We start from the raw sequence: 12180 nt of genomic DNA, 5'->3' as shown, positions 1-12180 counted from the left end.
CTTGCATAGCCAAGTTAAAAACGACACCCCGCATAAACCTCGGCAGACGAAACAAGGGGTGGGTGGAACTGCGCAGGCGTGCTTGTGCCATCTTCCCTGCCGCAGATAAAATCGTTTTATTTTCGATCACTTGCTCGACATTCATTCAGTAGTGCTGCGTTTTCTCCTTCAATCCGCAAAGTTTGATCCAGGTTTGGGTGGGCGTTTCTCTGGCCGTGAAAACCCTGGTTGCGTATTCTTCCAATCCTGCGGAAGAGCCAGGCTTTCCCCCCTCAACATGATGCGACGGCAGGGTATCGCCCCGCCAACTGCACAGACCAGCGCCCATCGACAAAAGTTTCCCTTGACTCAGAGGGCCCCGAATAAGCTACATTTATTACAAGCTGGTATTAAGTATCATATAATAATACCTCAGAGAAAAATAAACGTCCAGCGGGACAGAATGGGAGAAAGCATGAAGCTTGATATTTTGAAGTCATCGGTTGCGGCCATGGCATTGACGGTGGCCGGTGCCGCCTATGCGGACAAGGCGAGCGATACCTTGGCCGTCGGGTTCACCAAGGAACTGGAAAACGTCGACAGTTATTTCAACTCTTCCCGTGAAGGCGTGGTCATGCAGCGGGCAATCTGGGACGGGTTGATCTACCGCGATCCCGCCACAAACGAATATATCGGCAACCTTGCCACGTCCTGGGAATGGATCGATGATGTCACGCTTGAGCTGAAGCTGCGCGAAGGCGTCACCTTTCACAACGGCGAAGCCTTCAACGCGGATGACGTGGTCTATACGGTTAACTTTGTTGCCGTTGAAGAAAACGGTGTCAAAACCCAGCGCAACGTCAACTGGATGAAGTCGGCAGACAAGATTGACGATTACACGGTACGCATCAACCTCAAGGCCCCCTTCCCGGCAGCCATCGAATTTCTGTCCGGGCCTGTGTCGATGTATCCAAACGAATATTACGCCGAGGTTGGACCATCCGGCATGGGGTTGAACCCGGTCGGCACCGGCCCTTACAAGGCCACCTCTGTCACCCCCGGCCAGCATTTTGTTCTGGAAAGGAACGAAAACTATCATGACAGCCCCAAAGGACAGCCCAGCATCGGCAAAATTGATATTCGCACGATCCCCGATGTGAACACGCAGCTGGCCGAAATGTTCACCGGCACGCTGGATCTGATCTGGCAGGTGCCTTCGGATCAGGCTGAGAAGCTGGGCCAGATGGATCAGTTCACCGTGGTCAATGAAAGCACCATGCGCATCGGCTATCTGACGTTGGATGCGGCAGGCCGTACAGGCGAGGACAACCCCTTTACCAAATTGAAGGTACGGCAGGCGGTGGCCCATGCCATCGACAGCCAGACCTTGATCGATGCTCTGCTCAAAGGCAAAAGCAAAGTGGTACATTCGGCCTGTTTCCCAAGCCAGTTCGGCTGTGAGCAGGACGTCAAAGCCTATGAGTACGACCCGGAGAAAGCCAAGGCCTTGCTGGCCGAGGCCGGATATCCCGATGGGTTCACCGTGCCGTTTTACGCCTATCGTGACCGCGACTATGCTGAAGCGATTTCCAGCTATATGAACGCCGTTGGCATCAAGACCGAATTCAACATGTTGAAATATTCGGCCCTGCGCGAACTGCGTGCGTCGAAAGGCACGCCGGTCTCTTTCCAGACCTGGGGTTCCTATTCGATCAACGATACCTCAGCCATCACAAGCCAGTTCTTCAAGTTCGGCGATCTGGACGATTCCCGCGACGCCGAAGTACGTGACTGGCTGGATATCGCAGACAGTTCGACCGACGGTGAGAAGCGCAAGGAATACTATTCCAAGGCGTTGAAAAAGATCGCTGACGAAGCCTATTGGGTGCCGATGTTCTCTTACAACACCAACTATGTGTTCGGGAATGAAGTGTCTTACACACCTACACCGGATGAGGTTCTGCGCTTTACCACGATGACGTGGAACTAAGCTGATCCTTGGGGCCGGGCGGGTTTTCTGCCCGCCCCCCTTTGCCATGCGCACGCTAAGTGCCTTGACTAAAAAGAGAAACCAACTTGCTCAAATTCATCATAAAACGGCTGGGCCTCGCGATCTTGGTGGCGCTCACCGTGTCCTTTATCAGTTTTATCCTGTTGTTCCTATCGGGTGATCCGGCTGCCGCCCTTGCCGGCGAAGGGGCCACGGATGAGGATGTCCATGCGATCCGCGCCCTCTATGGCTTTGACCGACCGGTGCTGGTGCAATACGCCGCCTGGCTGCTGAATGCGATTTCCGGTGATTTCGGAGAAAGCTATTATTTTAAGCTGCCCGTTGCAGGTTTGTTGGCCGAACGCCTGTCCATCACCATGCTGCTGGGCCTCTGCGGCATCAGCTTTGCCTTGCTGACCGCCGTGCCCTTGGGCGTGATGGCCGCGATCCGGCCCAATTCCCTGATTGATCGTTTTGCCCTGTTTTTGTCGGTTGCCGGGCAAGCCCTGCCCTCTTTCTGGTTCGGGCTGATCCTGATCGTGGTCTTTGCGATCAAGCTGCAATGGTTGCCGGTCTCCGGGTCGGGCAGTTGGCAGCATTTCATCATGCCGACAATTGTCTTGGGCTATTACGCGATGCCCGCCATCATGCGATTGACCCGTGCGGGCATGCTTGAGGTGCTTTCATCCGATTACATCCGCACCGCCCGTGCCAAAGGCGCACCCGAGGGTGTTGTGATGTTCAAACACGCGCTGCGCAATGCGATCATTCCGGTGGTCAGCCTGGCAGCGGTTCAGATCGGCTTTATGCTGGGGGGGTCGATTGTGGTTGAATCGATCTTTGCGCTGCATGGTGCGGGATACCTCGCCTGGGAGAGCATTTCGCGCAATGACTTGCCCACGGTTCAGGCGCTGATTCTCGTATTTTCAATGTTTTATATCGTGTTCACGTTTCTGGCGGATGTGCTGAACGCATGGCTTGATCCGCGTATGAGAAGCAGTTGAGGCGGTTATGACAGATTTATCCAATTCCCCCGATGCCCTGTTACAGGAAATCGTTGGCCCCACACCCGGCCAACGCCTGCGCAGCCGCATTTTCGGCCATAAGGGCCTGTTGTTTGGTGCCGGTGTTCTGGGCCTGTTGCTGGTGGTTGCAATCTTTGCTCCGGTGCTGGCCCCGCATGATCCTTATGCACAACAGCTGATGTCGCGGATGAAACCGCCGGTCTTTCTGGGCGGCACATGGGACCATCCGTTGGGCACGGACCATCTGGGCCGTGATTACCTGTCGCGGCTGATTTACGGGGCGCGGGTGTCCTTGATGATCGGCGGCATTGCCGCATTAATTTCTGGTGTCATCGGCACCGCGATGGGGGTGGCCGCCGGCTATTTCGGCGGCAAGGTCGACGCGGTTGTGACCTTCCTGATCAATGTACGCCTTGCGATGCCGGTGGTGCTGGTTGCCTTGGCGGTGGTCGCAATTCTGGGCGGTTCGCTTCAGGTGGTGATCGTTGTGCTGGGGCTTTTGCTGTGGGATCGTTTTGCGGTTGTGATGCGGGCCTCGACCCTACAGGTGCGCGGGCGCGACTATGTAACGGCCGCACAGGCGATCGGAGCCTCGACCCCGCGTATCCTGATGTCGGAAATCATGCCCAATATCGCCAATAACCTGATTGTGGTTGTCACCCTTGAAATGGCCCATGCCATTCTGCTGGAGGCGGTTCTGTCCTTCCTCGGGCTTGGCGTGCAACCGCCAACACCCTCTTGGGGGCTCATGGTTTCCGAGGGCAAGAATATGATGCTGTTTGAACCCTGGTTGGTGATGATCCCCGGTGCGGTGCTGTTTGTGCTGGTGCTGGCGATCAACCTGATGGGCGACGGATTGCGCGATGTGACAGCACCGGAAGGACGCAATTGATGACACAAGATGACGCTATTCTCACGGTCGAGAACCTGAGCATTGATATCCCCACAGATACCGGCACGCTGCATGCGGTGCGGGGCATCGGGTTTGATCTGAAACCGGGCGAAACCCTGTGCATTGTCGGGGAAAGCGGGTCGGGCAAATCGCTGACCTCGCTGGCGCTGATGGGGTTGCTGGGCGGGTCGATCAAGCCCACGGCAAGCAAAATGGAATTCGACGGGATAGACCTGACCAAAGCTGGAAAACGCCAGATGCGCAGCCTGCGCGGGGCGCGGATGTCGATGATTTTTCAGGAGCCCATGACCTCGCTCAACCCGGCCTTTACCATCGGGGATCAGCTGATCGAGGCGATGACCCTTCATGTGAACGGGCCCAAGGCGGATGCGCGTAGCCGCGCTATTGACCTGTTGCAAAAGGTTGGCATCACCTCGGCGGAAAGCCGGATGTCGCAGTTTCCACATCAGCTTTCCGGTGGGTTACGCCAGCGTGTGATGATCGCCATGGCGCTGATGTGTGGCCCGGACCTGATCATTGCCGATGAACCGACAACGGCGCTGGATGTGACCATTCAGGCGCAGATCCTGCGGTTGCTGAAAGACCTGCAAAAGGAGTTCGGCATGGCGATGATCCTGATCACCCATGACCTTGGTGTGGTGGCGCGGGTCGCGGATCAGGTGGCAGTGATGTATGCTGGTGAGCTGGTCGAGACCGGCCCCACGTCAGAGATTTTTGCCAGCCCGTCACATCCTTATACCCGTGGTCTGCTGCGCTGTATCCCGCTGCCCGGCAAGTCCGAACGCGGCGCGCGCCTGGGCACCATTCCCGGCATTGTGCCCTCGCTGGTTGGTGAAGTCAGCGGCTGCGCCTTCCGAACCCGCTGCCCCCACGCGCGCGATTTGTGCCGCAACCAGATACCTGAACAAACCGCGGCGGGCGCATCCCATTCGTTCCGCTGCATCGACCCTGACGGCTTTGCCGGCATGGATGAAACCGAAAGAGCCAGCGCATGACCGATACAGAGACCCCTTTTCTTGAACTGCGCAACGTTACCAAGACCTATAAAATCAAACAGGGCCTGTTTGGCGAAACCAAATCGCTGAATGCGCTCAAGGATCTGTCCCTGAAGCTGAGCAAAGGTGACGTACTGGGCCTTGTCGGCGAAAGTGGCTGTGGCAAATCCACCCTTGCCAAGATTCTGCTGGGGCTGGAGGCCCCGACCTCTGGTAAGGTGCTTGTTGATGGCACGCCGATTGGCGGGCACGACCGGCTGGCACTGGCACGGCGGATTCAGCCGATTTTTCAGGATCCCTATTCCTCGCTCAACCCGCGCAAGACCATTCAGGATCTGATCGCCCTGCCCCTGCGGGTGCATAAGGTCGGCGATGAGGCCAGCCGCACCAAAGCCGTGCGCGAAATTCTCGATGTGGTTGGGCTGCCCTCGCGGGTGTTGACCAACTACCCCAGCCAGATGTCCGGTGGCCAGCGCCAGCGTGTGGCAATTGCCCGCGCCTTGGTGATGCGCCCGCAGATCGTGATCTGTGATGAACCCACCTCGGCGCTGGATGTTTCGGTGCAAAGCCAGATCCTGAACCTGCTGGGTGATCTGCGTCAGGAATTCGGCCTGACCTACCTGTTCATCAGCCATGATCTGGCCGTGGTCGAACATCTGGCGACACAGGTGGCGGTGATGTATCTGGGCCGGATCGTTGAAGAGACAGATGCCGCCGCGCTGTTTGACAATGCGCGTCATCCCTACTCTCAGGCGCTGCTGAAATCCGTGTTGACGCCCGATCCCGCGATGGAGGTGCCCGACACGCAACTGGGCATGGCCTATCCCAACCCGATTGACCCGCCGTCGGGCTGTCATTTCCACCCGCGTTGTCCGCAGGCAACGGCGCTGTGCAAAACTCAGACGCCACGCCCGATCACCGACACACAGGGCTTGGTCGAATGCCATTTACACGATCCCAAGGCCGATATGGCGCAGACAGCACAAGAGGCCCTGACGTGAGCCGAAATCTTTCGACCTCCATGCAGGTCAGCAAAACGGTAATCGAGACCGAACATGGCGTGGTTGCGGCCCAGCACCGTATCGCCGCCGAGGCAGGTGCCGCCGTGCTGGCCGCCGGTGGGGATGCGGTCGACGCGGCTATCGCCACCTCCTTTGCCATCGGCGTAGTCGAACCTTGGATGAGCGGCCCTGCCGGGGGCGGCGGTCTGATGCTGTGGCGTGCGGATGAGGGGCGTGCCTATGCGTTAAACTATGGCATGCGCTCACCCGCGGCACTTGATCCGGCGGAATATCCGCTGAACAAGGACGGGAAATCCGACGATCTGTTCCCTTGGGACACGGTTGAGGGCGAACGCAATGTGCAAGGTGCTACGGCGGTTGCCGTGCCGGGGCTTGTCGATGGTATGGGCAAGATGCACGCCCGTTTTGGCACCATACCTTGGGCGGAACTTTTGTCCCCCGCCATTGCACTGGCGAAAGACGGCTTGCTGGTTGATTGGTTTGCCGCGCTGAATATCGCCTCTTCCACACGTGCCCTGGCCAAAGACCCCGACGCCGCCGCGCTGTTTCTCGAGGACGGGCAGTGGCCGACGGTGTCAGGCTGGACCGCGCTGGCGGACAAACGGCTTGATATGTCCACCATGGCCCGCAGCCTGCAAGAGCTGGCCGAACAGGGCGCACGGGCGATGTATGACGGGGATCTGGCGCAGATGCTGGCCCGCGATGTGCAGGACAAAGGCGGCTCCCTGTCTGCCGAGGACCTGCGCCGTTACAACGCGTTTTTCAGTGACCCACTGTCGTTCGACTATCGCGGCACACGCTTTGATGTGCTGCCCGGTTTGACCGCAGGTCCGACCATGCAGGAGGCCATGAAAGTGATGGCGGCCCGCGCGCTGGACGCCACCGTGCCGGGCGCTGCCGCTTACGGTGCCTATACCGACGGGCTGGACGCCGCTTATGCGACGCGGCTTGAAACCATGGGTTATGACGGCGAAACCCATGGTCATGAAGGCTGCACCACGCATTTCTCTGTTGTTGATAAACGGGGCAATATGGTCAGCCAGACGCAAACACTGCTATCGATTTTCGGCAGCCGCGTTGTGTCCCCCTCAACGGGTTTCCTGCTGAACAACGGGATCATGTGGTTTGATCCCGTGCAAGGGCGGCCCAATTCACTGGCCCCTGACAAACCCTGTCTGATGAATGTCTGTCCCGTGTTGGGATCAAAGGGCGACACCCGTTTTGCCTTTGGCGCATCAGGCGGCCGCAAGATCGTTTCGGCAGTGACCCAGTTGGCGAGCTTCGTCGCTGATTTCGACATGGATCTGGCCGATACCTTTCACCAGCCCCGCATTGATGTTTCGGGGGGTGACACGATTGTTGCCGATGAAACGCTGCCCGACGATGTGCTTGCCGCATTGCGCAGCAAAAAGCCTGTCGTCACCACAAAACGCACGATATTCCCCTATGCCTTTGCATGCCCTGCCGGGGTGATGCGCAAAAATGGCAAGAATTCAGGCTGCACAGAAATTATGTCCCCTTGGGGGGATGCCATTGCCGAAAACAAGGGATCAGCATGAGCCGTCAGGACGCCATTAACCGCGCAACCGCCTATTTCGAAACAGGTCAGTTGCAAACCGATCTGGCCAAACTGGTCGCCTTTGAAACCGAAAGCCAGAACCCGGAAAAAAGGCCAGAGCTGCGCCGTTATCTTGACGCCGCCCTCACCCCGCGTCTGACCGCGCTTGGTTTTGAGTGTGTGGTGCATGACAACCCGGACCCCAGCGGCGGCCCCTTGTTGGTTGGCACCCGGATCGAGGACCCTGCCTTGACCACCATCCTGACCTATGGGCATGGCGATGTGATCCGCGCACAAACCGATGCCTGGCGCGAAGGGCTTGCGCCTTTCACCTTGGTTGAAGAAGGCGAGCGGCTATATGGGCGGGGCACGGCGGACAATAAAGTCCAGCATATGATCAATATTGCAGCGCTGGAAACTGTACTGGCAACGCGCGACGCGCTTGGGTTCAATGTCAAAATCGTGTTGGAAACAAGCGAGGAAATCGGATCACCCGGGCTGGCGAGCTTTATGGAAGACAACAAGGACCTGCTGGCCGCTGATGTATTGATCGCCTCAGACGGACCGCGCCTGCGCCCCGAACGGGCGACGATGTTCATGGGCGCGCGCGGCGGTATTTCCTTTGATCTTTGTGTGAACCTGCGCGACGGGGCGCATCATTCGGGAAATTTCGGTGGTCTGCTGGCCGATCCAGCGATCATACTCTCCCACGCCCTTGCCAGTATCACCGATGCACGGGGGCAGATCCAGATCCCTGAATGGCGCCCCGACAGCCTGACCCAATCTGTGCGGGATGCGTTGGCTGAGCTGCCAATCACTGAAGGCAGCTCTCCGCAAGTGGATCAGGACTGGGGTGAGGCAAACCTGACACCTGCGGAACGGGCTTACGGCTGGAACTCATTTGCAGTTCTGGCGATGAAAAGCGGCGTGCCAGAGGCCCCGGTCAATGCGATCTCCGGCCATGCGCGGGCCACGTGCCAGCTGCGCTATGTGGTGGGGACCGATCCCGCCGATATCATCCCCGCGCTGCGCCGCCACCTTGATGCACAAGGGTTTGAGGCGGTCAGCATCGAAGAACATGAACGCGGTTTCTTTCCTGCTACGCGGCTGGACCCGAAGGATCCTTGGGTCACCTACGTCAAGAACTCACTGACTGAAACAACCGGCCAGCCCCCGCATATCCTGCCCAACCTTGCCGGTTCCCTGCCCAATGACTGTTTTGCCGACATCCTCGGCCTGCCCACAGTCTGGGTGCCGCACAGTTATCTGGGGTGCAGCCAGCACGCGCCGGATGAACATGTGCTGAAGTCGGTTTGCGCCAGTGCCATGGCGATTATGGCCGGTCTGTTCTGGGACATCGGATCAGGATCACAGGTGCCCTAGCGCATCGGTGGTTTCGTTCTGCATACTACAGTATACTATCGACCTTCCCCCTTGCTTACGCTATGGACGGGCCAATTGTCCTTCACTGCATACTCAAGGGGTATTCCATGTCAGATATCATCTACACCAAAGTCGACGAAGCACCGGAGCTTGCCTCTGCGTCCTTCCTGCCGATCATCCAGAAATTCGCCGCGGCTGCCGGTGTCTCTGTCGGAACCAAGGACATCAGCCTTGCGGGCCGTATCCTTGCCACCTTCCCCGAGCATCTGAAAGAGGAGCAGCGCCAGTCCGACGATCTGGCCGAGCTTGGCCGTCTGGTGAAAACACCCGATGCCAACGTCATCAAACTGCCCAATATCTCTGCCTCCGTGCCGCAGCTGGTGGCGGCCATCAAAGAACTGCAATCACAGGGTTTCGCCCTGCCCGATTATCCCGAGGCCCCCAGCACCGATGCGGAAAAAGCGATCCGCGCCAAATATGACGGCATCAAGGGGTCGGCGGTGAACCCGGTGCTGCGTGAAGGCAACTCTGACCGGCGCGCGGCCAAAGCGGTGAAAAGCTTTGCCCAGAACAACCCGCACCGCATGGGCGACTGGGTGGCGGACAGCAAAACCCGCGTTTCCTCCATGTCGGGGGGTGATTTCTTTTCCAACGAAACCTCTACCACGCTGGATGCCGAAGCCACCGCAAAAATCGTGCTGGTGACAGACGCCGGCGAAACCGTGCTGAAAGATGGCATCACCTATCCCGCAGGCACCGTGGTAGATGCAACTTTCATGAGCGCGGCAGCCTTGCAAAGCTTCTTGGCCGAGCAGATCGAACAGACCAAAGCCGACGGCACGCTGTTCTCGCTGCACATGAAAGCCACGATGATGAAGGTCTCCGACCCGATCATCTTTGGCCATGCGGTCAAGGCCTTCCTTGCGCCGGTATTTGAAAAGCATGGCACCGCGATGGCCGATCTGGGTGTGAACCCGAACAGCGGCCTTGGCGATCTGCTGGCCCGCGTGAAGGACAACACCGAAATCATGGCGGATATCGACGCCTGCATGGCCGCGCGCCCGCCAATGTATATGGTGGATTCCGACAAGGGCATCACCAACCTCCATGTCTCCTCTGACGTGATTATCGACGCCTCCATGCCAGCGCTGATCCGCGCAGGCGGCAAAGGTTGGGGACCAACGGGCGAAGAATCCGACGCCAATTGTGTGATCCCGGACAACTCCTATGCGCCGGTCTATGATGAGACGATCAAGTTTTTCAAAGAAAACGGTAAAATGAACCCGGCCACCGCGGGCACCGTTCAGAACATCGGGTTGATGGCACAAAAGGCCGAGGAATACGGCTCCCACCCCACCACCTTCGAGATTGCCGAAGCTGGCACCGTCAAGATGATCCTTGAGGATGGCACTGTATTGCACAGCCATGAGGTCGAGGCTGGCGATATCTGGCGCTCTGCCTCCGCACGCAAGGCCCCGATCGAAGACTGGGTGAACCTTGCCATCGACCGTCAAAAGGCCGAAGGCTGCCGCGCGATTTTCTGGCTTGATGCAAACCGCCCCCATGATGCAGAGCTGATCAAATACGTCGAACCGATTCTGCAAGCCAAAGGTGTCGCGGATGAGTTTGAGATCATGGCCCCGCGCGAGGCGACACGCGCCTCTTTCGAGACCATCACCGAAGGCAAAAACACCATCGCCATCACCGGCAACGTATTGCGCGATTACCTGACCGACCTGTTCCCGATCCTCGAACTGGCCACTTCTGCCAAGATGCTGTCGATTGTGAAACTGATGAACGGCGGCGGCCTGTTTGAAACAGGTGCCGGTGGTTCGGCCCCAAAACATGTTCAGCAGTTGCAGGAGGAAAACCACCTGCGCTGGGACAGCCTTGGCGAGTTCTGCGCGCTGGGTGAAAGCCTGACTTTCCTTGCCGATGCCAAAGGCAACGAGAAAGCCCGCGTGTTGGGCCAGGCGGTGGATGCCGCGACCCAAGGTATCCTTGATCATGGCCGTTCCCCTTCGCGCAAAGTGGGCGAACCGGACAACCGCGACAGCCACTACTGGTTTGCCCGCTATTGGGCCGAAGCGCTCGCGCGTCAAAACAGCGATGCGGAGCTTGCCGCACATTTTGCCCCGATCGCCGAAGCACTGGCAGGTGGGGAAGAACAGATCCTGTCTGAATTGGCAGCGGCGCAAGGCCCAGCGGTGGATCTGGGTGGCTATTACCACGGCGACGCGGCCAAAACCGCCGCAGTGATGCGCCCGTCCGAGACGTTGAACAGCATCATCGGGTAAAACCGGATAGACAAATCAAAAGGGCCGCGCTTCATCACTGAAGCGCGGCCCTTTTTCGTTTAAGGAGAAATCAGACTGGCGGAGGTTGCCGGCGACGCACGCTGATCAACAGCCCCAGGGTCAACAGGGCAATGGCGGATATGCTGATCCAGCTCAGGCTTTCGCCCAAAATCAGCGCCCCCAATAAGCCGCCGCCCCCCGGCACTGCCGCAAGGATCGACGAGGTGTTTGCGGTGCCAATGCTGCGCGAGGCATGGGCGATCAGCAACAGGCCAATGAGGTTGGGCACAAATCCCTGATAGACCGCCTGCAACAGCAGCGGCCCCATTGGCGCATCAGCCAGCCCGCTGGGCAGCCAAAGCGCCCAAATCGGCAGATAAAGCACCGCATTTACAACTGTACCGCAAAAGATGATCTGCATCGCGCTCAGTTGCCAGCGCTCGGAGAGGATCACATAAATGGCAAAGAACATGGCCCCGATCACAAACAGCAAATCCCCGACCCATGCATCCGGTTCGCTGGTCACGCTGCCGTCCCATGCCAGCACTATTGCCGACAATAGGATCAACGCCGCTCCCATGACCTGCCGTAAGGATGGTTTGGCCTGAAACAACAGCAGCGCAAAGGTGATGCTGATCAGCGGCAGCACCCCGTTCATAAAAATGCCGCCATGGGCCGCCGGTGCGAAGTGGAACCCGGTAAAGACACAGAGGATATACACCGGCCCCAGAATGAACGAGAGCACCGCAATCTGAAACAGGCGTAGCCCCCGCCAGGGTTTGTAATAGAGGCAAAGCGGCAAGGCGACCAAAGAGGCCAGCCCATAACGCATTGCGGCCAGATCATAGATGGTCAGGCCGCTGTCATTGGCGACACGGCTGACGATCAGCCAGAACGACCAGACAAAGACGATGGTCCATGCCGCAGCATAGCCCGTGAACTGGGAGGAAGGACTGCTGGACATGTGAAATGCTAAACCTGAAAAAACGGGGAAAATCCCATGACTTAGCAGTAAAAG

At 58.2% G+C, this 12180-nt stretch carries 9 protein-coding genes; 8 read left to right on the top strand and 1 reads right to left on the bottom strand.

Translation table 11 applies throughout. The features are described from left to right. Positions 1-454 precede the first annotated feature (454 nt). From QQL78_RS04380 to QQL78_RS04345, 8 genes are all read left to right on the top strand, one after another. Positions 455-1969 carry an ABC transporter substrate-binding protein gene (locus QQL78_RS04380; RefSeq protein WP_284370929.1) on the top strand — a complete coding sequence of 505 codons (1515 nt, stop codon included), beginning with the start codon at positions 455-457 and terminating at the stop codon, positions 1967-1969. An 86-nt stretch (positions 1970-2055) separates the two neighbouring features. Further along, positions 2056-2973, top strand: a complete 918-nt coding sequence (locus QQL78_RS04375; RefSeq protein WP_284370927.1) for an ABC transporter permease — start codon at positions 2056-2058, stop codon at positions 2971-2973. A 7-nt stretch (positions 2974-2980) separates the two neighbouring features. Then, positions 2981-3886, top strand: coding sequence for an ABC transporter permease (locus QQL78_RS04370; protein ID WP_284370925.1), 906 nt, complete (start codon positions 2981-2983; stop codon positions 3884-3886). Continuing rightward, positions 3886-4902 (top strand): ABC transporter ATP-binding protein, encoded by a 1017-nt coding sequence (locus tag QQL78_RS04365; protein ID WP_284370923.1) that lies wholly within the window; start codon positions 3886-3888, stop codon positions 4900-4902. Before QQL78_RS04370 ends, QQL78_RS04365 begins: the two co-directional genes overlap by 1 nt. Continuing rightward, complete coding sequence (locus QQL78_RS04360) at positions 4899-5903, top strand: ABC transporter ATP-binding protein (protein ID WP_284370921.1); 1005 nt, start codon at positions 4899-4901, stop codon at positions 5901-5903. The genes QQL78_RS04365 and QQL78_RS04360 overlap by 4 nt, the downstream gene beginning before the upstream one ends. A 20-nt stretch (positions 5904-5923) precedes the next feature. Then, positions 5924-7483, top strand: coding sequence for a gamma-glutamyltransferase (locus tag QQL78_RS04355; protein WP_284375442.1), 1560 nt, complete (start codon positions 5924-5926; stop codon positions 7481-7483). After that, positions 7480-8865, top strand: coding sequence for a M20 family metallopeptidase (locus tag QQL78_RS04350; protein ID WP_284370919.1), 1386 nt, complete (start codon positions 7480-7482; stop codon positions 8863-8865). Before QQL78_RS04355 ends, QQL78_RS04350 begins: the two co-directional genes overlap by 4 nt. A gap of 107 nt (positions 8866-8972) precedes the next feature. After that, positions 8973-11162: an NADP-dependent isocitrate dehydrogenase gene (locus tag QQL78_RS04345; protein WP_284370917.1), complete on the top strand. Its 2190-nt coding sequence runs from the start codon at positions 8973-8975 to the stop codon at positions 11160-11162. A gap of 70 nt (positions 11163-11232) precedes the next feature. Here QQL78_RS04345 and QQL78_RS04340 read toward each other — a convergent pair whose 3' ends face one another. After that, positions 11233-12126 carry a DMT family transporter gene (locus QQL78_RS04340; RefSeq protein WP_284370915.1) on the bottom strand — a complete coding sequence of 298 codons (894 nt, stop codon included), beginning with the start codon at positions 12124-12126 and terminating at the stop codon, positions 11233-11235. Positions 12127-12180: the final 54 nt, after the last annotated feature.

Source organism: Sulfitobacter pacificus (assembly GCF_030159975.1).
In the GTDB taxonomy this organism is placed as follows: Bacteria; Pseudomonadota; Alphaproteobacteria; order Rhodobacterales; family Rhodobacteraceae; genus Sulfitobacter; species Sulfitobacter pacificus.
This window is presented reverse-complemented; position numbering and strand designations above follow the sequence as displayed.

Bases quoted from the DNA above. Each gene is read 5' to 3' on its own strand.
- QQL78_RS04380 (WP_284370929.1), top strand. From the start codon at position 455: ATGAAGCTTGATATTTTGAAGTCATCGGTTGCGGCCATGGCATTGACG.
- QQL78_RS04370 (WP_284370925.1), top strand. From the start codon at position 2,981: ATGACAGATTTATCCAATTCCCCCGATGCCCTGTTACAGGAAATCGTT.
- QQL78_RS04365 (WP_284370923.1), top strand. From the start codon at position 3,886: ATGACACAAGATGACGCTATTCTCACGGTCGAGAACCTGAGCATTGAT.
- QQL78_RS04360 (WP_284370921.1), top strand. From the start codon at position 4,899: ATGACCGATACAGAGACCCCTTTTCTTGAACTGCGCAACGTTACCAAG.
- QQL78_RS04355 (WP_284375442.1), top strand. From the start codon at position 5,924: ATGCAGGTCAGCAAAACGGTAATCGAGACCGAACATGGCGTGGTTGCG.
- QQL78_RS04350 (WP_284370919.1), top strand. From the start codon at position 7,480: ATGAGCCGTCAGGACGCCATTAACCGCGCAACCGCCTATTTCGAAACA.
- QQL78_RS04345 (WP_284370917.1), top strand. From the start codon at position 8,973: ATGTCAGATATCATCTACACCAAAGTCGACGAAGCACCGGAGCTTGCC.
- QQL78_RS04340 (WP_284370915.1), bottom strand. From the start codon at position 12,126: ATGTCCAGCAGTCCTTCCTCCCAGTTCACGGGCTATGCTGCGGCATGG.